The organism is Jeotgalibacillus aurantiacus, from assembly GCF_020595125.1.
Lineage (GTDB): Bacteria > Bacillota > Bacilli > Bacillales > Jeotgalibacillaceae > Jeotgalibacillus > Jeotgalibacillus aurantiacus.
Map to the genome: position 1 here is coordinate 280045 of NZ_JACNMS010000004.1, position 24155 is coordinate 304199.

At 44.0% G+C, this 24155-nt stretch carries 25 protein-coding genes; 21 read left to right on the forward strand and 4 right to left on the reverse strand.

From position 1 onward, the window contains the following. Positions 1-43: 43 nt before the first annotated feature. Positions 44-1309 (reverse strand): replication-associated recombination protein A, encoded by a 1266-nt coding sequence (locus H7968_RS14235; RefSeq protein ID WP_227396768.1) that lies wholly within the window; start codon positions 1307-1309, stop codon positions 44-46. A 123-nt stretch (positions 1310-1432) separates the two neighbouring features. On the opposite strand from H7968_RS14235, the gene cymR reads away from it, so the two are divergent. The 18 genes from cymR (at position 1433) to H7968_RS14325 (ending at position 19643) form a co-directional block, all read left to right on the forward strand. Further along, on the forward strand, positions 1433-1852 hold the full coding sequence (cymR, locus tag H7968_RS14240) for a cysteine metabolism transcriptional regulator CymR (protein ID WP_227396769.1): 420 nt from the start codon (positions 1433-1435) through the stop codon (positions 1850-1852). A gap of 17 nt (positions 1853-1869) precedes the next feature. Next, on the forward strand, positions 1870-3012 hold the full coding sequence (locus tag H7968_RS14245; protein ID WP_227396770.1) for a cysteine desulfurase family protein: 1143 nt from the start codon (positions 1870-1872) through the stop codon (positions 3010-3012). A gap of 34 nt (positions 3013-3046) precedes the next feature. Then, positions 3047-4162: a tRNA 2-thiouridine(34) synthase MnmA gene (gene mnmA / locus H7968_RS14250; protein WP_227396771.1), complete on the forward strand. Its 1116-nt coding sequence runs from the start codon at positions 3047-3049 to the stop codon at positions 4160-4162. Between the two features lie 388 nt (positions 4163-4550). After that, on the forward strand, positions 4551-5216 hold the full coding sequence (locus tag H7968_RS14255) for a tetratricopeptide repeat protein (protein WP_227396772.1): 666 nt from the start codon (positions 4551-4553) through the stop codon (positions 5214-5216). 16 nt (positions 5217-5232) lie between these two features. Next, positions 5233-7608, forward strand: a complete 2376-nt coding sequence (recD2, locus tag H7968_RS14260; protein ID WP_227396773.1) for an SF1B family DNA helicase RecD2 — start codon at positions 5233-5235, stop codon at positions 7606-7608. Between the two features lie 55 nt (positions 7609-7663). After that, entirely contained in the window at positions 7664-7843 is a 180-nt protein-coding gene (locus H7968_RS14265; RefSeq protein WP_227396774.1) for a hypothetical protein, read from the forward strand. Then, positions 7840-8907: an AI-2E family transporter gene (locus H7968_RS14270; RefSeq protein ID WP_227396775.1), complete on the forward strand. Its 1068-nt coding sequence runs from the start codon at positions 7840-7842 to the stop codon at positions 8905-8907. The genes H7968_RS14265 and H7968_RS14270 overlap by 4 nt, the downstream gene beginning before the upstream one ends. A gap of 355 nt (positions 8908-9262) precedes the next feature. After that, positions 9263-11893 carry an alanine--tRNA ligase gene (gene alaS / locus H7968_RS14275; protein WP_227396776.1) on the forward strand — a complete coding sequence of 877 codons (2631 nt, stop codon included), beginning with the start codon at positions 9263-9265 and terminating at the stop codon, positions 11891-11893. 78 nt (positions 11894-11971) lie between these two features. Next, entirely contained in the window at positions 11972-12238 is a 267-nt protein-coding gene (locus H7968_RS14280; RefSeq protein WP_134376707.1) for an IreB family regulatory phosphoprotein, read from the forward strand. A gap of 4 nt (positions 12239-12242) precedes the next feature. Further along, positions 12243-12662, forward strand: a complete 420-nt coding sequence (gene ruvX, locus H7968_RS14285; protein ID WP_134376706.1) for a Holliday junction resolvase RuvX — start codon at positions 12243-12245, stop codon at positions 12660-12662. 10 nt (positions 12663-12672) lie between these two features. Then, positions 12673-12954 (forward strand): DUF1292 domain-containing protein, encoded by a 282-nt coding sequence (locus H7968_RS14290; RefSeq protein WP_134376705.1) that lies wholly within the window; start codon positions 12673-12675, stop codon positions 12952-12954. Between the two features lie 220 nt (positions 12955-13174). Next, positions 13175-14386, forward strand: coding sequence for an endolytic transglycosylase MltG (gene mltG, locus H7968_RS14295; RefSeq protein ID WP_227396777.1), 1212 nt, complete (start codon positions 13175-13177; stop codon positions 14384-14386). Between the two features lie 234 nt (positions 14387-14620). After that, entirely contained in the window at positions 14621-15259 is a 639-nt protein-coding gene (locus tag H7968_RS14300) for an O-methyltransferase (RefSeq protein WP_227396778.1), read from the forward strand. A gap of 5 nt (positions 15260-15264) precedes the next feature. After that, complete coding sequence (locus H7968_RS14305) at positions 15265-16194, forward strand: peptidase U32 family protein (protein WP_227396779.1); 930 nt, start codon at positions 15265-15267, stop codon at positions 16192-16194. Positions 16195-16212: 18 nt separating this feature from the next. Next, positions 16213-17490, forward strand: a complete 1278-nt coding sequence (locus H7968_RS14310) for a peptidase U32 family protein (protein ID WP_227396780.1) — start codon at positions 16213-16215, stop codon at positions 17488-17490. Beyond that, positions 17490-18125, forward strand: coding sequence for a uridine kinase (udk, locus tag H7968_RS14315; protein ID WP_227396824.1), 636 nt, complete (start codon positions 17490-17492; stop codon positions 18123-18125). Before H7968_RS14310 ends, udk begins: the two co-directional genes overlap by 1 nt. 127 nt (positions 18126-18252) lie before the next feature. Further along, positions 18253-18729: a transcription elongation factor GreA gene (gene greA / locus H7968_RS14320; RefSeq protein WP_134376700.1), complete on the forward strand. Its 477-nt coding sequence runs from the start codon at positions 18253-18255 to the stop codon at positions 18727-18729. Positions 18730-18968: 239 nt separating this feature from the next. After that, positions 18969-19643, forward strand: coding sequence for a YrrS family protein (locus H7968_RS14325; protein WP_227396781.1), 675 nt, complete (start codon positions 18969-18971; stop codon positions 19641-19643). Positions 19644-20031: 388 nt separating this feature from the next. Here the strand turns inward: H7968_RS14325 and H7968_RS14330 are convergent, their stop codons facing one another. Beyond that, a complete protein-coding gene (locus H7968_RS14330) occupies positions 20032-20235 on the reverse strand; it encodes a DUF2536 family protein (protein WP_227396782.1) in 204 nt (67 codons plus the stop codon). Positions 20236-20370: 135 nt separating this feature from the next. Here H7968_RS14330 and mtnN point away from each other — a divergent pair, with 135 nt between their 5' ends. Further along, positions 20371-21066, forward strand: a complete 696-nt coding sequence (gene mtnN, locus H7968_RS14335) for a 5'-methylthioadenosine/S-adenosylhomocysteine nucleosidase (RefSeq protein ID WP_227396783.1) — start codon at positions 20371-20373, stop codon at positions 21064-21066. A 2-nt stretch (positions 21067-21068) separates the two neighbouring features. Here mtnN and sigK read toward each other — a convergent pair whose 3' ends face one another. Both sigK and sda read right to left on the reverse strand, forming a co-directional pair. After that, a complete protein-coding gene (gene sigK / locus H7968_RS14340) occupies positions 21069-21752 on the reverse strand; it encodes an RNA polymerase sporulation sigma factor SigK (protein WP_227396825.1) in 684 nt (227 codons plus the stop codon). Between the two features lie 356 nt (positions 21753-22108). Then, positions 22109-22228 carry a sporulation histidine kinase inhibitor Sda gene (gene sda, locus H7968_RS14345; RefSeq protein ID WP_134376696.1) on the reverse strand — a complete coding sequence of 40 codons (120 nt, stop codon included), beginning with the start codon at positions 22226-22228 and terminating at the stop codon, positions 22109-22111. Between the two features lie 289 nt (positions 22229-22517). Here sda and H7968_RS14350 point away from each other — a divergent pair, with 289 nt between their 5' ends. Continuing rightward, positions 22518-23042 carry a YqeG family HAD IIIA-type phosphatase gene (locus tag H7968_RS14350; RefSeq protein ID WP_227396784.1) on the forward strand — a complete coding sequence of 175 codons (525 nt, stop codon included), beginning with the start codon at positions 22518-22520 and terminating at the stop codon, positions 23040-23042. Then, the gene (yqeH, locus tag H7968_RS14355; protein WP_227396785.1) at positions 23039-24145 is read left to right on the forward strand and encodes a ribosome biogenesis GTPase YqeH; all 1107 of its coding nucleotides are present in this window, start codon (positions 23039-23041) and stop codon (positions 24143-24145) included. The genes H7968_RS14350 and yqeH overlap by 4 nt, the downstream gene beginning before the upstream one ends. Positions 24146-24155 lie beyond the last annotated feature (10 nt).

Here is a 24155-nt window from a genome sequence, read left to right on the forward strand (position 1 = left end):
AAGGACCGGACTGTTTCATATGTCCGGTCTTTTTTAATTGTATTCACTTTTTGTTCATGTTTCCGTATATCTGTTTCAGTGCCTGTTCGAACTTCCCGGTTTCTTTTGGTTCGTAATATCTCGCCGATTTCAAATTGTCAGGCAGATATTGCTGTTCCACCCAGCCGCTTGGGTAGCTGTGTGGGTATTTGTATTCGGTTCCGCGTCCGAGTTTTTCAGCACCTTTATAATGAGCATCTTTTAAATGGTTCGGTACTGACCCTGCTTTTCCTTTTCTTATATCTGACAGTGCGCTGTCGATCGCTGAAATAGCGGAGTTGGATTTCGGCGTCAGGCAGAGTTCAATGACTGCCGCAGCAAGTGGAATTCGAGCTTCAGGAAAGCCCAGCCTTTCAGCTGATTCAATCGCTGCCAGGGTCCGATGACCGGCCTGGGGGTTGGCGAGCCCGACATCTTCATAGGCAATGACAAGAAGTCTTCTTGCGATTGTGGGCATGTCTCCTGCTTCAATTAACCGGGCAAGATAATGAAGGGCAGCATTGACATCGCTGCCTCTGATGGATTTTTGAAAAGCGCTCATCACATCATAGTGTGCGTCTCCGTCCTTGTCGTGTGCGAAGTAATTTTTCTGCAGACACTCTTCGGCCGTTTCAACATCAATTATGATTTCCCCTTCTTTTTCCTCTGTTGACATCACTGCGAGCTCGAGGGCGTTCAGTGCACTTCTGACATCCCCATTGCTGGCGTTAGAAAAATGATCGAGTGCCTCATCAGTCAGCCTGACCTGCTCTGTGCCAAGTCCGCGTTCCTCATCATCAAGTGCACGTAAAATCGCTTTTTTCATTTCATCAGGTGTTAAAGGGGTCAGTTCAAATATCTGACATCGGCTCCTGATCGCAGGGTTAATGGCATGATAAGGGTTACTTGTGGTTGCCCCGATCATGACAATCAATCCGCTTTCTAAATGTGGTAAGAGAAAATCCTGCTTCGTTTTATCAAGCCGGTGGACTTCATCAAGCAAAAGAATGACCCTGCCTGACATTTTAGCCTCCTGCACGACAATTTCCATATCCTTTTTATTGTTCGTCACGGCATTCAGAGAACGGAATGCATATTTCGTGCTGCCTGCAATCGCTGAAGCAATCGACGTTTTACCGATTCCAGGTGGTCCGTATAGAATCATGGATGAAAGCTGTTTCGCTTTCACCATTCGTCTGATGATTTTCCCTTCTCCGACAAGGTGCTGCTGACCGATGATTTCATCAATATCAGACGGTCTCATCCGAAAGGCAAGCGGTTTTTTCGCCATAGTTATCACTCCTGTAAGATCACTTCTTCCATCATAGTCTATCAGTTACCCTTAATGCCAATCGAAGCGGTTATATGCTATAATGGCTAAAGCAAAAAAGACGTTAACAAAGGTGGAGACAAGATGAAGATTTCGACAAAGGGCCGTTACGGATTAACGATCATGATTGAGCTTGCTAAAAATCATGGTGAAGGGCCAACGTCATTAAAATCAATTGCCAAAACACATGATCTTTCCGAGCATTACCTTGAGCAGCTGATCGCACCGCTTCGTAATGCCGGATTTGTAAAAAGTATCAGGGGTGCCTACGGCGGTTACGTACTGGCTGATGAACCTGGGAATATCACAGCCGGTGATGTAATCCGTGTACTGGAAGGACCGATCAGTCCAGTCGAAGGAATAGAGAATGAAGCGCCGCCTCAAAGAGAGCTGTGGATCCGGATTCGTGATGCAGTGAAAAATGTTCTGGATCATACAACGATTGAAGATCTGGCAAACTACACAGAAGAAGGCGAATCAGACGCCTATATGTTTTATATTTAATTGGAGGGACTACGATCATGAATCACATTTATGCTGATCATGCAGCTACAACCCCTGTCCATCCGGAAGTGGCTGATGTTCTCGTTCAAACACTGACGTCGAGCTACGGGAATCCGTCCAGTATTCATGGAACAGGCAGGGAAGCAAGGAAAATTCTTGACGATGCAAGAACATCGATTGCAAGACAGATCGGTGTTCATTTTAATGAGATCATCTTTACAAGCGGCGGGACGGAAGCGGATAACCTGGCGATTTTCGGAACGGCAGAATCAATGAAATCAAAAGGCAATCACATCATTACGACTGCTGTTGAACACCACGCGGTTTTACATCCGTGCCAGGAGCTTGAGAAAAAGGGATATGATGTTACGTATCTCCCTGTTGATCAAAATGGAAAAATCAGCGTCGATGATGTCAAGAAAGCGTTAAGAGAAGACACGATTCTGGTCACGATTATGTTTGGTAATAATGAAGTGGGTACAATACAGCCGATTGAGGAAATTGGCGCGCTGCTGAAGGATCATCAGGCCGTGTTTCACACGGATGCTGTTCAGGCGTTCGGGCTCTTGTTATTTGATCCAAAAGAACTTGGTATTGATCTATTCTCGGTTTCGGCCCATAAAATTAACGGCCCGAAAGGTATCGGCTTTTTATATGCAAGAGAAGGAATCTCGCTTTCCCCTGGTCTTTTTGGTGGCGAGCAGGAGCGTAAAAAGAGAGCGGGTACAGAAAATACAGCGGCGATTGCAGCGCTGGCAAAAGCAGTGGAAATGGCCTTTCAGAACAGAGATGAGAAGATTGCTGAGCTGAATGCGATCCGCCATGCGATGATTGAAGAATTAAACAGCCTGAATGTCCGCTATGAGCAGAACGGATCACTTGAGGACAGTCTTCCACACGTGCTAAACTTAAGCATTCATGGTGCAGACGTTGAATCTCTTCTGGTCAACCTGGATCTTGAAGGGGTGGCTGTATCGAGCGGTTCCGCATGTACAGCTGGTTCAATCGAGCCTTCACATGTTTTATCCGCTATGTTTGGGGAAGGGAATGAGAAGCTTTTTAACTCCATCCGGTTCAGTTTTGGATACGGTAATACAGTTGAGGATGGTAAAAAGATCGCTCAGACGCTGAAAAAAATCATGGACCGTTTTACAAAATAGTCACGGTTAATCTATAGAATAAAAGGTGAGGAAAATGACAAAAACACCGGAAAACACCCGTGTTGTCGTCGGAATGTCAGGAGGCGTGGATTCCTCAGTCGCAGCGCTGCTTTTAAAACAGCAGGGGTACGATGTGATCGGAATCTTCATGAAGAATTGGGATGACACTGACGAAAATGGTGTATGTACAGCAACAGAAGACTATAACGATGTAATAAGAGTCTGCAACCAGATCGGCATTCCTTATTATGCAGTAAACTTCGAAAAACAGTACTGGGATAAAGTATTTACGTACTTCCTGGACGAATATAAAGCAGGCAGAACACCAAATCCTGATGTGATGTGTAATAAGGAAATTAAGTTCAAGGCATTTCTTGATCATGCGATGAAGCTTGGTGCGGACTACCTTGCAACCGGGCATTATGCACGGGTTGAGGAACAGGACGGGGAAGTGAAAATGCTTCGCGGTCTGGATCAGAATAAAGACCAGACGTACTTCCTGAACCAGCTTTCACAGGATCAGCTGTCAAAAGCGATGTTCCCGATCGGAAATATCGATAAAAAAGAAGTGCGGAAAATTGCCGCTGAAGCAGGTCTTGCCACAGCAACGAAGAAAGACAGTACGGGCATCTGCTTTATTGGTGAACGGAACTTTAAGGAGTTTTTAGGTCAGTATCTGCCTGCACAGCCAGGTGATATGGTGACGATGGATGGCGAAAAAGTCGGCCGTCATGACGGTCTGATGTATTACACAATCGGTCAGCGTCACGGACTCGGAATTGGTGGTTCTGGTGAGCCGTGGTTTGTGTTAGGGAAAGACCTGAAAACAAATGAACTGCTTGTCGGGCAGGGCTTTGACAATGATGCGCTGTATTCGGATTCCATCACAGCTGTAGATATGGGCTTTACCTCAGCCAGCCAGCAGGAAGCAACATTTCATTGTACAGCGAAGTTCCGCTATCGTCAGCCTGATCAGGGAGTAACGGTTCATCTTAAAGAAAATGGTGAAGCGGAGATCGTGTTTGATGAGCCTGTACGCGCAGTAACACCGGGACAGGCTGTTGTGCTGTATGATGGTGATGTGTGTTTAGGTGGCGGTACGATTGATAAGATTTTCAAGAAGTCTGAACAGCTGATGTATGTAGGCTGATACAGGAAGCGGAACATGTGATGTGTTCCGCTTTTGTTTTTTATTATTGGAGAACCGGGCCTGGGGCATCCTTCGCTCGCGCGCCGCGCGGTGAGCCAGCTGTGCTTCGCACATCTGGCTCACCTGTCGCTTCTCTGCCGCAGGAGTCTACGGATGCCCCAGGCCCTTTAAGTTTTTACATACAACTTATCTTTTTGAAAAGGAAAGAAAAACCCGTTTCTTTAGACGGAGAAGCTTCCGAATATCCAGTCTTTTTTTATGTATCTTCAAAATTATATAAAATCAGACTTGGTTAAATATATTGCCATTTACATAAGCCATGAGTCAGTTTTTACCGAACATATGTTATACTGATGGCACAAATTTAATCAGATTCAGGAGTGGAAAGATGAGTTCTTTAAATGATCAGGCGATTGCATTAATACAGGAAGGAAAGTATGAGGAGGCGCTTCAGCTGTTGAATCAGCAGATTGAAGAAAATCCGAATGATGCAGCGGCTTATATTAACTTTGGTAATATTCTTGCGCAGTTTAATGAAATTGAGAAAGCGGAGCGTTTTTATCAGAAGGCGATTACGCTTGATGAGAAAGCGGGAGCGGCTTATTATTCGCTGGCAAACCTGTATTATAATCAGGAGCGTTTTCAGGAGGCAGCGGTACTGTATGAGAAGGCTGTTCACAATGGCATTCAGGACAGCGATGCTTATTTTATGCTCGGTATGTCTTTTGTGAATCAGGATCAGACAAAGCTTGCTTTACCTTATTTGCAGCGTGCTTCTGAGCTGACTGAAGAGGATGCGGAAGTGTTCTTTCAGTATGGACTTGCCCTTGCAAAGATTGAGCAGGGAGAAGAGGCGATCAGAAACCTGAAGCTTGCGGTTGAGCTGGATGCCGAGCATGCAGACGCCCTGTATAATCTCGGTGTGGCTTATGCTGGTTTTGTGGAGGATGCGAAAGCCGCAATTGACTGTTTTGAACGTGCAATTGAGGTTCAGCCGGATCATTATCTGGCATTAAACGGACGTCAGATTATGAAGCAGGCACTTGAACAATAATTCGGGAGGACTCGGGATGAAGGCACAGCAGACAGATCTGTTTACAGAAGAAGAGCTGTATGTGAAAGGAAGAATGATTGTTACCATTTTTCATAACGAAGATAATATGTACTCCGTTGTCAGAATCCGCGTGGCGGAGACGAATCTTCAGAATGCGGAAAATGAAATGGTCGTAACGGGTCACTTTCCTGCGATGCAGGAGGAGGATACGTATCTTTTTTATGGACATGTGAAAGAGCATCCCCGTTTTGGCCCGCAATTTATCGCATCCCGCTTTAAAAAAGAACTCCCGCAGACGAAACAGGGGATTATTCATTATCTTTCAAGTGATCTGTTTAACGGGATCGGTAAAAAAACGGCTGAAAAGATCGTCGATGTGATTGGTGAAAATGCCATTTCGAAAATCATGGAAAATGAAGCCGTTCTTCACTCGGTCCCGAAGCTTTCTAAAGAAAAGGCAAAGCACATTCATGAGGTGCTGATGGAGCATCAGGGGCTTGAGCGGATCATGGTACTGTTAAATGACTGGGGGTTCGGTCCCCAGTTATCCATGAAGATCTATCAATTTTATCAGGAAAATACGCTTGATGTGATTGAAAAAAATCCTTACCAGCTTGTTCACGATATTGAAGGGGTTGGTTTTGGAAAGGCGGATGAACTCGGCAGGCATCTGGGGCTGTCCGGGAATCACCCTGACCGGATTAAGGCGGCGTGCCTGTATTGCCTGACTCAGATCTCCCTGCAGGAAGGTCATGTATATGCAGATTCCAAATCCCTGATGGTGAAGGTCAAAGAGCTTTTGCAGAAGCATCAGCCTGAACAGATTGAATACACAGATATATCAGCAAGCCTGATTGAATTGAACGAAGAAGGAAAAATCATTGGTGAAAATAAACGGGTCTATATGCCTTCCCTTTATTATTCAGAAGCAGGTATAGCCTCGAGTATTGAAAACATTCTAAGCCGGACTGAATATGAGGATGGATTTCCTGAAGCTGAATTTCTTTTGGCGCTTGGTGATCTGGAGGAGCGGATTGGTGTGACCTATGCGCCTTCCCAAAAACAGGCGATTCAAACTGCACTTTCATCGCCTTTGATGATTTTGACCGGCGGCCCGGGTACTGGGAAAACAACCGTGATAAAAGGGATCGTGGAACTTTACGCAGAACTTCACGGCGTTTCGCTTGATCCTGATCAATACTCCAAGGATGATCCGTTTCCGGTTGTGCTTGCTGCCCCGACCGGCCGCGCAGCAAAGCGGATGACGGAATCGACCGGATTAAAAGCGATGACGATTCACCGCCTTCTCGGTTTTACCGGACAGGAGGAAATGGAGGATGAGGATGAACGGATGATTACCGGCCGCCTCTTGATCATTGATGAAATGTCCATGGTTGATACATGGCTTGCCAACAAGCTTCTTCAGGCCGTTCCTGAAGGGATGCAGGTCATTTTAGTAGGTGACCAGGATCAGCTCCCTTCGGTTGGACCGGGCCAGGTGTTGCAGGATCTCCTTCAGTCTGAAAAAATCCCGTCTGTTGAACTGACGGATATTTACAGGCAGGAAGAGGGATCATCCATTATTGAGCTTGCCCATGACATGAAAAAAGGACAGGTTCCTGCAACGATCAGACAGTCCTTTCCTGACCGTTCCTTTATTCCGTGCAGGGCTGGACAGATGGATGATGTAGTTGGGAAGATCGTAAAAAATGCCGTTGATAAAGGTTACAGCCCGAAGGACATACAGGTACTTGCACCGATGTACAGAGGACCTGCAGGCATTGATAAGCTGAATACGCTTTTACAGGAGCTTCTGAACGGGAACCCGGATGGATCGAGGAAGGAATTGAAATGGGGAGATATCACGTACCGGATCGGGGACAAGGTACTTCAGCTTGTCAACCAGCCTGAGAGTAATGTGTTTAATGGCGATATGGGCGAGATCATTTCCATTTTTTACGCGAAGGAAAATACAGAAAAGCAGGATATGGTACTCGTTTCGTTTGATGGTGTTGAAGTGACCTATACAAGGCAGGATTTAAATCAGATCACGCACGCCTACTGCTGTTCTATTCATAAATCACAGGGAAGTGAATTTCCGATTGTGATTCTTCCAGTCGTCAAAAGCTATTCAAGAATGCTTAGGAGAAACTTGTTATACACCGCGATCACGCGAAGCAGCCGGTTTTTAATTCTTTGCGGTGAGGAAGAGGCTTTCCGTTACGGGGTTGAAAGGCAGGATGATCTTGTCAGGATGACGACTCTGAAAGAACGTCTCGGCTATTCAGAAGGTGATGCGAAGCAGGAAGTTCAGGAAAGGTTCCCGGATCAGGTGGACCCGATGATCGGAATGAATGGCGTCAGCCCCTACGATTTTATGCCAGAGGTATAGGAAATCTTTGGACAGTCAATGATAGTAAAAAAACCCCCGGACTGGAGGGATTATATTGACATGTCCAAACTGTTCCAACCGTGAAGTCGATATGCTGACTTCAAAACGTTATTTCTGTCATTCATGCTGTGTTGAATTTACACGGGCAAAAAATAAATGGAAGCTCTATGAAATTACGGAGGATGGACTGCTGACCCATACTCGAAAAATCGTATTTGATGGTGCTGAAGGATGACTCAGTGGATCAATAAGCGCTTCATCCTGAAGGCTGCGGGTGGAGTGCTTTTTTTATGGGTTCTTTTCTTCACGGAAACCGGTCTTGTGGTCAGGGAAAGTGCTGTCACTGCAGTCGTCCCTCTTTTGATCAGTGCGGTGCTTGCGTATTTGCTATTGCCCGCCGTTCATCTTTTGAATAAAGCGCGATGCCCTGATTTGTTATCTATCTCGATTATCTTTATTTTGATCATCTGCTCAGTTATTTCACTTATTCAATGGGGCATCCCGTTTTTGATAGTGGAAGGACCTTCATTTATTACTTCTGCACAAACCGTAGCGGGAGAACTGTTCGCTGCAGGAAGAGAAATGGAGCAGCTGCTCACGGTCTTTCCGGAAGCGATTCAATTGAAGGCGGGGGAAACAGTCACTCATGTGACAGAGCAGCTGGACAGTCAGCTGTCGGCGGTTTTCCTCGGGCTCGATGACTCGATAAAATGGATTGTCATTTTAACGCTTGTCCCGTTTATGACGTTTTATCTTTTAAAGGACAGAATGTTGATCAAACATTGGGTTTATGGTTTAATCCCTGACGAAAAAAAAGAAAGAGTAAGATTCTTTTTTAAAGAGACGGATAAAAGTCTCGGTGGATATATTCGGGGACAGGTGCTGCTGTCAATGGCCATTGCAGTGTTAACGTATGTGCTGTTGTTGATTCTTTCAGTTCCTTACGCGCCTTTTCTGGCGATTATCATGGGTATATTTAATGTCATCCCATATGTTGGTCCGATCATCGGCTCGATACCTGCTGTCCTGATCGCTTCGACGATTTCACTTCCGGCCGTTTTATGGATTGTAGCAGGTGTTTTTGTCATTCAAATGCTTGAAAGTCACCTTCTGTCTCCCTGGATTATCGGGAACAGCGTGCACTTTCATCCAATCGTTATGATGGTGCTTTTACTCGCAGGAGGAGAGATCGGCGGGGTCATCGGACTCATCGTGATCATCCCTGCTGCCATGCTGATCCGGCTCTTATGGAAAACAATCCGATTAAATAAATACGATCATGAATTGACAAAGGGCTGAGAGATTTCTATAATTTCAAGTAGAATTGTTCTGTCACGTTACCGGTTGCTCTGTTTGCAATCGCGTGTATATGAAGAATAAATGATCATCTCGAAGATGGAATGAGTACACATTTACCATTGTTCATTAAAAGAGAGGGCTCCCTGGGCTGAAAGGGGCTTAATGAACTGAAATGTGGAAAGCTGGTCCGGAGTGCAGGTAATCACTGCCGTATGCTGCGTTAAAGCGATGAAAGTGGTGGGTTTTCAATCCATAACCAGGGTGGTACCGCGAGTGTAAGCTCGTCCCTGTGTCGGATTGGAGGCCTTTTTCTGTTTTTTGGACGCTTCGGGAATTATAAAGGAGGAACAGCCAGATGAAAAAATGGACAGGTGCAGAAATCAGACAAATGTATTTGGATTTCTTTAAGGAAAAAGGACATGATATTGAGCCGAGTGCATCACTCGTTCCACACGAAGATCCTTCTTTACTCTGGATCAACAGCGGTGTTGCGACGCTGAAGAAGTATTTTGACGGTCGTGTGATTCCGGCTAATCCGCGTATTACCAATGCGCAGAAATCGATTCGTACGAATGATATTGAAAACGTCGGAAAAACAGCCCGTCACCATACATTCTTCGAAATGCTTGGTAACTTCTCAATCGGAGAATATTTTAAAGAAGAAGCGATTGAATGGGCATGGGAATTCCTCACTTCTGATAAGTGGATCGGCTTTGATCCAGAGAAGCTTTCTGTCACGATTCACCCTGAGGACGATGAAGCATTTGAGATCTGGAAGGACAAAGTAGGCGTGCCGGAGCACCGCATCATCCGTCTTGAAGGAAACTTCTGGGATATCGGGGAAGGCCCAAGTGGTCCTAACTCTGAAATCTTCTTTGACCGCGGTGAAGAGTACGGCAATGACCCGGCGGATCCTGAATTGTATCCTGGCGGAGAAAATGACCGTTATCTTGAAATCTGGAATCTTGTATTTTCACAGTTTAATCATAATGCTGACGACACGTACACGCCGCTGCCAAAGAAAAACATTGATACAGGTATGGGTCTTGAGCGTATGGCGTGTGTTGTTCAGGACGTTCCGACCAACTTTGAAACGGATCTGTTTATGCCAATCATTGAAGCAACCGAGCTTGTTTCAAAAGTGCGCTATGGACAGAGTGAAAATGATATGGCATTTAAAGTGATTGCCGACCATATCAGAACCGTTTCGTTTGCAGTAGGGGATGGTGCACTTCCTTCGAATGAAGGACGTGGCTATGTGCTGAGACGACTGCTGAGAAGAGCGGTCCGCTTTGCCAAACAGCTGGGCATCAACCGACCATTTATGTTTGAACTGGTACCGGTTGTAGCGGATATCATGTTTGACTTCTATCCGGAAGTGAAGCAGAAGCAGGAATTTATCCAAAAAGTTATTAAAAACGAAGAGGAACGCTTCCATGAAACGCTGAATGAAGGCCTTGCTATTTTAAATGAGCTGATGAAAGCAGCAAAAGAAAATGGCTCAAATCTGATTCAGGGTAAGGACGTATTCCGTCTTTATGATACATTCGGTTTCCCTGTTGAACTGACAGAAGAGTATGCAGAGGAAAATGGTCTTCAAATTGATCAGGACGGTTTCCGAGCAGAAATGGAAGCACAGCGCTCCCGTGCCCGCGCTGCACGTCAGGAAAGCGGCTCGATGCAGGTTCAGGGTGGCGTTCTGGGCGATATTAAAGTGAATAGTGAATTTGTCGGCTATAGCAGACTGAAGCATGATTCCGTCATTGAAGAGCTTGTCATCAATCAGGAATTTGCCTCTGAAGCATCAGAAGGCCAGGAAGTTCAGTTCATTCTCGCTGAGACTCCATTCTATGCTGAAAGTGGAGGTCAGATTGGTGATAAAGGGATTGTTTCTAACGATCTGGTGACCATTGAGGTGAAGGACGTTAAGAAAGCGCCGAATGGGCAGAACCTTCACACAGGTATTGTCACAGCAGGAACAGTGACTAAAGGTGATGCTGTGACGGCGGAAGTGAAAACAGATTCCCGTAACCGCATTACAAAAAATCATACGGCAACACACCTGCTGCACCAGGCATTGAAGGATGTATTAGGCGATCATGTCAATCAGGCGGGATCTCTTGTTGAGCCGGATCGTCTGCGTTTTGACTTCTCTCACTTTGGCCAGGTGACACAGGAAGAGCTTGAACAAATCGAAGAGATTGTAAACGCAAAAATTTGGACAAGCTATGAGGTAGACACAGCCATTAAATCATTGGATGAAGCAAAAGCGATGGGTGCGATGGCATTATTCGGTGAAAAGTACGGCTCTGAAGTCCGCGTCGTATCGATCGGCGATTACAGTCTTGAGCTTTGCGGAGGCTGCCATGTTGGCAACACAGCTGAAATCGGCTTATTCCGTATTGTATCTGAAGGTGGAATCGGTGCAGGTACCCGTCGTATTGAGGCGGTAACAGGAGAAGCTGCTTACCGTCATATGAACGATCAGATCAACATTCTGAATCGTTCTGCGAAAAAGCTGAAAGCCAACCCGCGTGATCTGGAAACACGTCTTGAAGGTCTCCAGTCTGATGTAAAGGTCCTGCAGCGTGAAAATGAATCTTTAAATGCCAAGCTGTCAAATATCGAAGCGAAAAGCATTCTCGATAAAATCGAAGATGTTGACGGTGTATCCGTATTGGCACAAAAGGTTCAAGCTGCAGATATGAACGCATTGAGAACGATGGCAGATGACGTGAAAAACAAGCTTGGATCCGGCGTACTCGTGTTGATTTCTGTACAGGGAGACAAGGTTCAGATCATTGCAGGCGTCACAAAAGATTTAATCGAAAAAGGCTATCATGCTGGAAAACTGATTAAAGAAGTAGCCGGCATCTGTGGCGGAGGCGGCGGTGGCCGTCCTGATATGGCACAAGCAGGCGGTAAGGATCCATCGAAAGTGGAAGAGGCCCTTCTATTTGTTCCTGAATGGGTGAAATCCGTTTGATTCTGATCCATTCTGGTGTACAATGAACAGTAGTTGGATAATAGGAATGCAGGTTGATTCCGTAGTGAGGTGTAGAAGATGAGCTCATTTGATAAAACGATGCGGTTCGATTTTGGGGATGAATCGGCTGACAGGGAGGTACAACGAGTCCTGGTACAGGTATTCAAAGCTCTTGAAGAGAAAGGATACAATCCGATTAACCAGATAGTAGGGTATCTTTTATCGGGTGACCCCGCCTATATTCCACGCCACCAGGATGCGAGGAATATCATCCGTAAACTGGAACGGGATGAGATTATTGAAGAACTGGTGAAGTTTTATCTTCAGCAGCATAAAGAAGGATGATATCATGCGTACGATGGGTCTGGACGTAGGCTCTAAAACCGTTGGAGTAGCGGTTAGTGATGCTCTTGGCTGGACGGCCCAGGGCATCGAGACCATTAAGATTGATGAAGCCGCAGGGCATTTCGGCCTGAAGCGCATAAAAGAGCTCGTTCAGGAGCATGAAATCTCCAAAATTGTCATCGGCTTACCGAAAAACATGAACAATACGCTTGGTCCTAGAGCAGAAGCCAGCCAAAAGTATGGTGATATGCTGAAAAGCCGTCTGGATGTGGACATCATTTTCTGGGATGAACGGTTAAGCACGATGGCAGCTGAACGTGTACTGCTGGAAGCGGATGTCAGTCGCAGTAAAAGAAAAAAAGTAATTGATAAAATGGCGGCTGTCATGATCCTTCAGGGATATCTTGACAGCGCGTCAAAATGAGGTGACCATAATGGAGCATGGTGAAAAAAATATTACAGTCATTGATGAGCAGGGTAACGAGGTTCTATGTGAAGTCCTTTTTACATTTGACTCTGATGAATTCAAAAAATCATATGTATTGTACTACCCGGTAGGAGATACAGACGAGGAAGAGATCGAGATTCACGCTTCTTCTTTCGAGCCTGACGATGAAAATGCTGAAGGTGAACTGAAGCCAATCGAAACAGAAGCAGAATGGGATATGATCGAAGAAATGCTCAACACATTCCTGGATGAGGAAGAAGAGGAATAATAGCACTAATGAAGGATGGGAAGACTCTGAAAATGAGTCGTTCCATCCTTTTGTTTTTTTATGAGTAAAGGACAGCTCGACTCTAAAAACATTAATCGTTCAGACCTTTATCCTTTTAAAAAGGATGAATACTGTAAAATGCTCAAGGTTGCCCGGACATATTTTTAAGGTATAATGGGGGTAATTGAAAAAAAGAGCGTGCTTTTTGGAGGGAAATTGATTGAGCGATAAAAAATCTTTAATCGATCAGTGGAAACTGAACTTGCAGGAACGAAAAAAGGAAGCAAAAAAAGTAAGGAAAATCGTTTTTATTCTGTCTGTCATTCTGCTGTTTTTAACAGCCGGTTTAGTTCTTGGGGGATATTCGTACGTGAGTGCAGCACTCGAGCCGGTTAATCCGGAAAGTGAAGAAGCCATCCCGGTAGAAATTCCGATTGGATCGTCTGTTGACAGCATCACGTCTACACTCGAGGAGAGCGGAGTTATCAGGGATGCACAGGTGTACAAGTATTATCTTAAATTTAATAATGAATCGGAATTTCAGGCGGGAACCTATGAATTTACACAGGCCATGACGCTTGATGAAATTACAGAAAGTTTAAAAACCGGAAAGATTTATCATGAACCTATTTTTAATGTAACGATTCCGGAAGGACTTACCCTTGAACAGATCGCAGGTGTGATTGAGGAAAATACTGATTACACTCAAGAAGGGTTTATGGAAAAAGTAACTGATCCGGTCTTTATCGAATCATTAAAAAGCCAATATCCTGAACTGATTACGTCAGATTTGGATAATGAAAATATTAAGGTGACACTGGAAGGATACTTATTTCCTGCTACTTATCCGTTTTACGAAGAAAATCCTTCACTTGAGAGTATCATTACTCAAATGGTGGATGCGATGTATAACAATGTGTCTCCATATCTTGCCACACTGCCTGAGTTTACAGCAGGTGATTATACCGGAGCAACTGAAAGTGGCGAGGGAGAGAAAGTCATGGACGTTCACGACGTTCTTACAATGGCTTCTTTGCTTGAGAGAGAAGCAACTGCTTCTACAGACCGCAGCATGATTGCGGGTATTTTTTATAACCGCCTTGAAGAGGGCATGCCGCTTCAGACCGATCCTACTGTTCTCTATGCAAAAGGAGAATGGAACGATAGAGTATTGTTTGAGGATCTGGAAATTCAGGACCCTTACAATACGTATCAGAATCAGGGGCTTCCTCCCGGACCGATTGCAGCACCAGGTCTTGCATCCATTGAAGCTGCACTGAATCCGGAAGCAAGTGATTACCTGTATTTCCTGACTTCTGCTGAAGATGGGGCTATGTATTATTCTGAAACACTTGAAGAGCATGAGCGGAAAGCTGAACAATACATTTACAGTGTAAATGAAGAGCAGGCTTCTGAAGAGGAAGGCTCTTAAATCGAATGGAGGAATGTGTGATCATCTGCAGCTGATTAAAACGTGACAGTTTTTCAGCTTTCATAAAGATGATTCACTTTCCTCCTGTTTTTATGGTAGAATAGATAAAGTATTTTCAGGCGTCTATCACAAAGTCCGATGGCAGAAAGCATCTTGCTTTCTTCTTTTCATGTCCGGAGACTGTTTTGTGAGCGCTCTTTTTTATGGAAGCAGACTTGTAAAGGCGTGATCGAAATGGATGAAAAAGTCCATCAATACATTGAAAATTTAACAGCTGACCGTTCTGACTTTTTCATGAATATGGAGAACTATGCGAAAGAAAATGGTGTACCGATTATGGAACTGGCCGGAATGGAAACCCTTCTGCAGTTTTTACGCCTTCAACAGCCGAAAAAATTGCTTGAGATCGGTACTGCAATCGGCTATTCCGCACTCAGGATGGCGACCGAGATCAGTCAGGTGAAAATCGTCTCTATTGAACGGGATCAGGAGCGCTATGAAAAGGCACAGCAATTTGTTCAGCAATCCGGTGTAGGCGACCGTATCACGCTATTGTATGGAGACGCATTTGATCTAATTTATGAGGTGGCGGCTTACGGTCCTTTTGATGCAGTCTTTATTGATGCAGCCAAAAGTCAGTCTGACCGTTTCTTTGCAAGTTATGAACCATTATTTGCAGAAAATCCGGTCGTTTATACAGATAACGTCTTATTTAAAGGACTTGTTGCACATCAGACAGGTGATGAAAGTAGAAATGTCAGACAGATGCTTCGTAAAATTAACCGGTTTAACGAATGGATCATGTCCAGGGATGATTACCACACCGTCATTATCCCGGTTGGTGATGGTCTGGCAATCAGTAAGAAGAGGTGAACGAAATGCACAAACCGGAATTATTAGTGACCCCGATGTCTGTTTTGCATATGGAACAGCTGATTGAAGCTGGCGCTGATGCTTTTGTGGTCGGCGAACAGCGCTACGGCTTAAGACTTGCTGCTGAATTTTCCAGAGAGGATGTAGCAAAAGCTGTCAGTCTGGCCCATCAGCATCAGAAAAAAGTGTACGTAGCCATGAACGGGATTTTTCATAATGATAAAGTGGAAGAATTGAATGATTACCTTTCATTCTGTCAGGAAATACAGGCAGATGGTGTTATTTTCGGAGACCCTGCCGTATTGATGGCGGCAAGAGAATCCGCGCCGGAGATGCCTCTTCACTGGAATACCGAGACAACCGCGACCAATTATTTTACCTGCAACTACTGGGGTGAAAAAGGAGCCAAAAGGTCAGTCCTTGCAAGAGAACTATCAATGGATGCAATTGTTGAAATTAAGGAAAATGCCAACGTGGAAATTGAAGTGCAGGTCCACGGCATGACCTGCATGTTCCAGTCAAAGCGTTCACTGCTTGGTAATTATTTTCTTTATCAGGGCAAAGCGATGGAGATTGAAAACAGGAAGCAGAATAAAAACATGCTTTTACATGACGATGAGCGAAACAATAAATATCCTATTTTTGAAGATGAAAATGGCACGCATATTATGAGTCCTAATGATATGTGTATCATTGATGAGTTGAGTGAGATGATGGAAGCAGGTGTGGATTCCTTTAAAATTGATGGAATTCTGCAGGAGCCGGACTATGTCACTGCCGTCACAGCTTTATACCGCAAAGCGATTGACCTTGCAGCCGATCAGCCGGAAGCGTATGAGGCACAAAAAGATGAGTGGCTTGAGCAGATTGAAAACATGCAGCAGCCTCACCGGCCACTTGATACTGGATTCTTCTTTAAAGAAACGGTTTACTAAGCAGGAGGGGACAAGGGAATGACCAAGGTGATTGATAAGATTTCCACAATCAAAGATGGCAAACGAGTAATTGTGAAGAAACCTGAGTTACTTGCGCCTGCAGGAAACCTTGAAAAGCTGAAGGTAGCAGTGCATTATGGGGCTGACGCTGTCTTTATCGGCGGTCAGGAATACGGATTACGGTCTAATGCCGGAAATTTCACGATTGAGGAAATGAAAGAAGGCGTCGAATTTGCCAAAAAATATGGCGCTAAAATCTATGTAACAACGAATATTTTTGCTCACAATGAAAACATTGATGGCCTTGAAGACTATTTGCGTGGTATCGCTTCAGCCGGAGTGGCAGGAATCATCGTGGCAGATCCGCTTATTATCGAAACGTGTAAGCGTGTTGCGCCGGAGGTTGAGGTGCATCTGAGTACCCAGCAGTCCCTTTCAAACTGGAAAGCAGTTCAATTCTGGAAAGAGGAAGGACTGCACCGTGTTGTACTCGCCCGTGAAACAAGCGGCGATGAAATTCAGGAAATGAAAGAAAAGGTCGATATTGAAATTGAAACCTTTATTCACGGAGCGATGTGTATTGCCTACAGCGGTCGCTGCGTCCTGAGTAACCATATGACAGCACGGGATTCAAACCGTGGCGGCTGCTGTCAGTCGTGCCGCTGGGATTATGACTTATATGCAGTTGAAGATGGTCAGGAAAAGGCACTTTATGGAGAAGATGATGCTCCGTTTGCCATGAGTCCGAAGGATCTGAAGCTGATCGAATCCATTCCGAGAATGATCGAGCTTGGCATTGACAGCTTAAAAATAGAAGGCCGGATGAAATCCATTCACTACGTGGCAACGGTTGTCAGTGTGTACCGGAAAGTCATTGACGCTTACTGTGCAGATCCTGAGAACTTCAAGATTAAAAAAGAATGGCTGGAAGAGCTTGATAAATGTGCGAATCGTGATACGGCAACAGCCTTTTTCGAAGGCGTTCCGGGTTATGAAGAGCAGATGTTTGGTGAACACGGAAAAAATACAAAGTTCGATTTTGCAGGTCTGGTGCTGGATTATAACGAAGAATCTAAAATGGTTACCTTACAACAAAGAAACTATTTTAAGCCGGGGCAGGAAATTGAATTCTTTGGCCCAGATATGGATAACTTCACACAGGTTGTCGAAAAGATCTGGGATGAAAGAGGAAATGAGCTGGACGCAGCGAGACATCCGCTGCAAATTGTCCGTTTTAAGGTGGATCAGCCTTTACGTCCGCTCAACATGATGCGAAAGGAGCTCTCGGCTAAATGATGGAAAATAAACCCGTAATTATAGGTGTAACAGGCGGTTCCGGATCAGGAAAAACGTCTGTTACAAAAGCGATCTATGACTATTTTAAAGATCAGTCGATTGCAATCATTGAACAGGATTATTATTATAAGGATCAAAGTAATATTCCTTACGAAGAACGATTAAAAACAAACTATGATCATCCGCTTGCTTTTGATAACGATTTATTAATCGAACACATCAGTCAGCTGCTTAAAAGAGAAGCTGTAGAGAAGCCGGTTTACGATTATACGGTTCATACACGATCTGAAAGAACGATCCCGGTAGAGCCGAAAGATGTGATCATCGTGGAAGGCATCCTCGTGCTTGAAGATGAAAGACTTCGCGATCTGATGGATATCAAATTATATGTGGATACAGATTCAGATCTGCGCATTATCAGACGTATGCTTCGTGATATCAACGAGCGGGGCCGCACGATTGATTCTGTCGTGGACCAGTATATTAACGTGGTCCGTCCGATGCATAATCAGTTTATTGAGCCGACTAAGCGCTATGCGGATATTATTATTCCGGAAGGCGGACAGAACCATGTTGCCATTGATTTAATGGTAACGAAAATTCAAACGATTCTTGAACAAAAGTCAATTGTGTAATATGATAGCAAAGAATGTAAAAGAGGGTTAAAAAATCCTCTTTTTAACATACTTCATAATTGAGGGTATGAATTCATAGCATGGAATAGAAAAATAGTTGACATGTATGTTAAAGGAGTGAAGGGCTTTGCCAAATGAAAAAGTTTATCCAATGACTCAGGAAGGAAAGCAAAAGCTTGAACAGGAGCTTGAGCATTTAAAATCAGTCAAAAGAAAAGAAGTTGTAGAACGTATTAAAATCGCTCGCAGCTTCGGAGACCTTTCGGAGAACTCTGAGTATGACTCAGCTAAAGAAGAACAGGCTTTTGTAGAAGGCCGTATTTCCACACTTGAATCCATGATCCGCAATGCGAAAATCATTGAAGATGATGGAGCACTTGATGGCGTTGTTTCCCTAGGGAAAACAGTGACTTTTATTGAACTTCCGGATGGTGACGAAGAGTCGTACACAATCGTCGGAAGTGCGGAAGCAGATCCGTTTGAGGGACGCATTTCAAATGACTCACCGATTGCTAAAAGCCTGATTGGTAAAGTGGTCGGCGATGAAGTGAAAGTGCAGACACCAGGCGGAGACATGGATGTCCGTATTACATCAATCAGCTAAAATGGTAATGAAAGCACCGGGACCAACAGTTCTGGTGCTTTTTTCTTACCGGTCATTCATATAAAAACCTGCTTATGCTGTAACCAAATTTATGATCAAACGTCTTATCTGTGTAGGTATTGAATCACTGACGCTAAAAACGGTCTTCTTGTCACTTGCCGGAATGATAAGAATCCGTGTTATAGTAGTTTAGATTCTTTTAAGCAGGGAAAAAAGTGTGAGTGAGGAGTGAAGAAATCATGAACAAAAATTCCAGATCAACGATTCAAAGTAAAAAGAGGAAAACAAATATCATATATAATACCTCGATTGCGATTGTATTCGGACTTATTCTGATTGTAGGTTCCATTATATTCTTTGGGGGCAACGAGAATCAGGCTGCATCTGAAGACGAGGAAAAAACCATCGCTGAACAGGTTCAGGAAAACAACGGAGTAGCTGATGAACAGGATTCAAATGACAATGAAGAGCAGCAGGAAGAATCAGAATCAGCATCATTAACCGCTGCTGAATCACAGGAGCAGGAGGACAACGCTTCTGAAGATGAGCAGACTGAAGAGCAGGCTGCAGCGGTTGAAGAAAAGGAAAAGAAAGAAAAAGAAGAAAAGAAAAAGAAAAAAGATGAAAAGCCTGAAGAAGGTGAATTTAAGCCAATCGGTACTGAGCAGACAGGCGAACATGTATCTTCCTATGAAGAAGGCACTGTAGACTGGAATGAGAAGGTAAAAGCAGCTGCTTATGCAACCGGTCTAGACGCTTCTACCATGACAGTATGGTGGATGGGTAACAATGGAGGACCAAACCTTTCATATGCTGACGTATCAGGTCCTGATGCCTCTTCAGAAGAATACCGCGTCCACCTTGAGTGGATTGATGGTGAAGGTTGGAAGCCGGTTAAAGTTGACGAACTATAAAACAAATCCCCGTTCATTAGTGAACGGGGATTTGTTTTATGGACATATAATAACCGTGCCGGGCATTTCTTCGCTTTCCTTTGTCTAGCTGCGGCGACTAGCCCCTCGAGGTCATAAGTCAAAGCTGAACGAGGGCAAAAGACAGCCCTCTTTTCATCTTCGCCTTATGTTTGTCGGGGCTGGACGAGTCACCTCCGCTTTTCTAAGGCCGCGCGATGAGCCAGCTAGTGCTCCGCACTACGCTGTCTCACCTGTCGCTTCTATGCCGCAGGAGTCTACGGAATGGCCCGGCACTTTTTGAAAAGTATGCTGCCAATTGAATGAATAATCCGTCCATCTAAAACCAAAAAAAGCAATTCATACAACTGAATATTGAAATTGTTTAGTGTTATTCGGCCTTGAAATGAACGCAGGCTGTATAGAGTAATCGTCCATCACCCATTTTGGTTACTTCATGTTCAACGGAATGAACCCGGAGCAGAATCGCCTGGTTGTTTTCAACCTGCTGCTGAATGGCGCGTTCCAGCTCCTTAAGACTCGAAGCCTCAAAAAACTCTATTTTATCTTTAATCATGTCCAGTTGAAAACTCATGATAATCTCCCCTGACAACGTATAGTGCTTGAGAAAAAGCATGGAATTAGTATAACATGAGGTGATTGAACTTTACGACTGGCTATGGTAAGTTCAAAGAAGTTTTGAATCATTTGCTCAGAAAGCAGGGATAGTATGAAAATCGGAATTATTGGTGCGATGGAAGAGGAAGTTGAACTTCTGAGATCAAATATTGAACAGGCAAAAACCGAAACCATTGCGAACAGTGAATTTACATCCGGATGGATCGATGGTAAAGAAGTTGTACTTGTAAAAAGCGGGATTGGAAAAGTTAATGCGGCAATGACAACCACGATTCTGCAGGAACGATATCAGCCTGACTACATATTAAATACAGGGTCTGCCGGCGGTTTTGATCCAACTCTTGAGGTTGGTGATGTTGTGATTTCCACCGAAGTGAGACACCATGATGTTGATGTAACCGCCTTTAATTATGAGTACGGACAGGTTCCGGGTATGCCTGTTGCTTTTAAGGCTGAAGATCAACTCAGACAGGCTGCACGTGAGAGCGCTGAAGAAATCGGGACTGTTAATACGGTTGACGGGCTTATCGCGACAGGAGATTCATTTATGAATGACCCTGCAAGAGTAAAAGCACTTGAAGATAAATTTGAAGGTCTCCAGGCACTTGAAATGGAGGCAGCGGCGATTGCCCAGGTCGCACATCAGTACGGAACACCTTTTGTCATTATCCGTTCCCTGTCTGATATTGCTGGGAAAGAGTCAGATCTGTCTTTTGAACAGTATTTGAAAAAAGCAGCTGTCAATTCAGCCAATCTGATTCTAGGAATCGTTAAAAGAATAAAGTGATCTTAATGAAGCTCTTCCTGTGAGAATGCATGGAAGAGCTTCATTAATGCTCTTTTTTCGATCCGGGAAACATAGCTTCTGGAGATCCCGAGCTCTTTGGCGATTTCGCGCTGGGTCTTTTCATCCTGTCCACTGAGCCCGAAGCGTGCACTGATCACTTCAATTTCCCTGTCTTCAAGTGTTTGTAATAGTCCGCGGACCTTCTCTTCATTCATTTTCTGTTCGAGCTGATCATCAAGTGCCTCATCTTCACCCCGCAAAATGTCTATCAGACTGATCGCATTACCATCTTTATCTTCTCCGATCGGGTCATTTAATGAAACATCCTTTTTCGTCTTTTTCAATGAGCGCAAAAACATAAGAAGTTCATTTTCAATACATCTTGCAGCATAGGTGGCCAGTTTGGTTCCTTTTTCGAAAGAGTAACTTTCAATTGCTTTAATGAGTCCGATTGTACCGATCGAGATCAGATCTTCAGGAGACTCCCCTGTATTTTCAAACTTTTTCACAATATGTGCCACAAGTCTTAGGTTGTGTTCAATCAAAAGCTTTCGTGCCTCCTGATCACCTTCTAACACTTTTTCAATGGCCTCTTTTTCTTCCTCTTTACCAAGCGGCTTGGGGAAAGCATTCTGTTTGAAGTATCCGGTCAGTGCAGGCAAATCGCATACAGTAGCAAGCATCATCAAAAAAATAGACAAGCTATCCCTCCTTTTTCCATTCGCCCTACTGCTACGATATGAAAAAAAGCTGGAAACTTGCCCGTCCTACTCATTCAATTTATATTCTCTCAGTGACCTGGTCATTTTGCCGGTACCCTTACACGTCTGACATTTTCTGCTGAGAAATCCAGCTCTTCTGATTAAACCCTTACCCCGACATTCAGAACAAATGTTAACAACCTTCATAAGGATCCTCCTGTCCGAATATTCAGAATTCTTTATTCTATCGTATAGGATCCCGTGAAAAATTGCCACTACTTCATTCTGAAAGTGCAGGTATGGATAAAGTAAGGTAGTATAATAATGATAGTTTTTTAGATTCAGCTTGCCTGTCGCTTACTGATTTCACGCTCAATCATCTGGATGAAGTCAGAAGCGAGGTTCAGTCGAATTGCTTCTTCAAGTGCTTTGATCAGAAGGGGAAGTGGAAGGTTGTTCATAAAAATATCTCCTCTCAGTTTTTTCGCTAAAATGATAGTAGCAAAATTTTTTTGAAAGAACAAGCGTTCTGTTATCCACAACTCCAAGTGGATAACCTGTGTAAAACGTGTAGATAACTATCCTGATATAAAGAGTTTATCAGTAAATGACCGTTGATAAAGTTATCCACAAAACAAAGATGTGCATTATTTGTCGAACGAATTTTGAGATAATTTTCAAATTGAAGAATGCTTTTGAACTTACGCATGAGATCATGTATGATAAAGACTTGAAGTGAAGAGGTGAACGATGATGATAAAACTATTTTTACCGAATGAATACGTAGACAGCGTATTTGAAATAACACCGGAAAAACTGAAAAAACAGGGAATTAAAGCAATTATTACTGATCTTGATAATACGCTTGTTGAATGGGATCGTAAGAACGCTACTCCAAAACTGATTGAGTGGCTTGAAAATATGCAAAAGCATGATATTCTCGTGACCATTGTGTCTAATAATAATCAATTGAGAGTGGCAGCGTTCTCAGATCCGATTGGTGTACCGTTTATTTATCATGCCAGAAAACCGATGGGACGCGCCTTCAGACGTGCGCTGCGTGATATGAATGTAAAGAAATCAGAAACGGTTGTCATTGGTGATCAGCTTCTGACAGATGTTCTCGGCGGGAATCTGAATAAGCTGTATACGATTCTTGTTGTACCGGTTGCCAAAACAGACGGATTCTTTACAAGAATTAACCGTCTGATTGAAAGACGCCTTTTGAACTTTTTTAAGCGTAAAAAAATGATACAGTGGGAGGATAAAAAGTGAGCGATTTACACGTGACGTGTATTGGGTGTGGTGTTGAGATCCAGACAGAGGATAAAGAGGCGATTGGCTATGCACCACCATCCAGTTTGAAAAGGGAGCAGATCATCTGTCAGCGCTGCTTCAAATTAAAGCACTATAATGAAGTGCAGGATGTTTCATTAACAGATGATGATTTCCTTAAGATTCTGAATGGACTCGGTGAAGTGGACGCGCTGATTGTTAAAGTTGTAGATATTGTAGACTTTAACGGCAGTTTCCTGAAAGGCCTGCACCGTTTTGTTGGAAAGAACCCTGTATTATTAATTGGAAACAAATCCGATATTCTTCCTAAGTCACTAAAGCCGAATAAGCTGATTAACTGGATGAAGTACGAAGCGAAGCAGCTCGGGCTGAAGCCGGTGGACGTGCTCTTATGCAGTGCCGATAAGGGACACCGTATTCAGGAAGTGTTGGAAGCGATTGATCGCGAGCGGAAAGGCCGTGACGTATATATTGTCGGCTGTACCAATGTAGGGAAATCCACGCTGATTAACCGGATCATCAAAGAGGTGACGGGGGAAAATGATGTGATTACGACCTCTCAATTCCCTGGAACGACACTTGATATGATTGAAATTCCTCTTGACGATGGTCAGGCAATTATTGATACACCGGGAATTATCAACCGCGACCAGATGGCGCATGTAATTAACAAGCAGGACTTGAAAATTGTCATGCCAAGAAAAGAATTAAAACCTAAAGTGTTTCAGTTAAAAGAAGAGCAGACACTTTTTGTTGCAGGTCTGGCAAGATTTGATTTTATCAGTGGAGAGAAAAATTCATTTACATGCTATTTTTCAAATGAACTGGATATCCACCGCACGAAGCTTGAAAATGCGGACAATCTTTACGAAAAGCATGTGGGAGACATGTTATCCCCTCCGCGCAGTGAGGATCTTGCAGCATTTCCGAAGCTGAAAAGACACGAGTTTATGATTAAGGAAGCGAAAACAGATATCGTGTTCTCAGGTCTTGGCTGGATAACAGTTAATGAAGCAGGAGCAAAGGTAGCTGCTTATGTCCCGGAAGGTGTAAGTGCGATCGTGCGTAAGTCATTAATCTGACAGGAGTTGA

Bases quoted from the DNA above. Each gene is read 5' to 3' on its own strand.
- H7968_RS14235 (WP_227396768.1), bottom strand. From the start codon at position 1,309: ATGGCGAAAAAACCGCTTGCCTTTCGGATGAGACCGTCTGATATTGAT.
- cymR (WP_227396769.1), top strand. From the start codon at position 1,433: ATGAAGATTTCGACAAAGGGCCGTTACGGATTAACGATCATGATTGAG.
- H7968_RS14245 (WP_227396770.1), top strand. From the start codon at position 1,870: ATGAATCACATTTATGCTGATCATGCAGCTACAACCCCTGTCCATCCG.
- mnmA (WP_227396771.1), top strand. From the start codon at position 3,047: ATGACAAAAACACCGGAAAACACCCGTGTTGTCGTCGGAATGTCAGGA.
- H7968_RS14255 (WP_227396772.1), top strand. From the start codon at position 4,551: ATGAGTTCTTTAAATGATCAGGCGATTGCATTAATACAGGAAGGAAAG.
- recD2 (WP_227396773.1), top strand. From the start codon at position 5,233: ATGAAGGCACAGCAGACAGATCTGTTTACAGAAGAAGAGCTGTATGTG.
- H7968_RS14270 (WP_227396775.1), top strand. From the start codon at position 7,840: ATGACTCAGTGGATCAATAAGCGCTTCATCCTGAAGGCTGCGGGTGGA.
- alaS (WP_227396776.1), top strand. From the start codon at position 9,263: ATGAAAAAATGGACAGGTGCAGAAATCAGACAAATGTATTTGGATTTC.
- H7968_RS14280 (WP_134376707.1), top strand. From the start codon at position 11,972: ATGAGCTCATTTGATAAAACGATGCGGTTCGATTTTGGGGATGAATCG.
- ruvX (WP_134376706.1), top strand. From the start codon at position 12,243: ATGCGTACGATGGGTCTGGACGTAGGCTCTAAAACCGTTGGAGTAGCG.
- H7968_RS14290 (WP_134376705.1), top strand. From the start codon at position 12,673: ATGGAGCATGGTGAAAAAAATATTACAGTCATTGATGAGCAGGGTAAC.
- H7968_RS14300 (WP_227396778.1), top strand. From the start codon at position 14,621: ATGGATGAAAAAGTCCATCAATACATTGAAAATTTAACAGCTGACCGT.
- H7968_RS14305 (WP_227396779.1), top strand. From the start codon at position 15,265: ATGCACAAACCGGAATTATTAGTGACCCCGATGTCTGTTTTGCATATG.
- H7968_RS14310 (WP_227396780.1), top strand. From the start codon at position 16,213: ATGACCAAGGTGATTGATAAGATTTCCACAATCAAAGATGGCAAACGA.
- udk (WP_227396824.1), top strand. From the start codon at position 17,490: ATGGAAAATAAACCCGTAATTATAGGTGTAACAGGCGGTTCCGGATCA.
- H7968_RS14325 (WP_227396781.1), top strand. From the start codon at position 18,969: ATGAACAAAAATTCCAGATCAACGATTCAAAGTAAAAAGAGGAAAACA.
- H7968_RS14330 (WP_227396782.1), bottom strand. From the start codon at position 20,235: ATGAGTTTTCAACTGGACATGATTAAAGATAAAATAGAGTTTTTTGAG.
- mtnN (WP_227396783.1), top strand. From the start codon at position 20,371: ATGAAAATCGGAATTATTGGTGCGATGGAAGAGGAAGTTGAACTTCTG.
- sigK (WP_227396825.1), bottom strand. From the start codon at position 21,752: ATGATGCTTGCTACTGTATGCGATTTGCCTGCACTGACCGGATACTTC.
- sda (WP_134376696.1), bottom strand. From the start codon at position 22,228: ATGAACAACCTTCCACTTCCCCTTCTGATCAAAGCACTTGAAGAAGCA.
- H7968_RS14350 (WP_227396784.1), top strand. From the start codon at position 22,518: ATGATGATAAAACTATTTTTACCGAATGAATACGTAGACAGCGTATTT.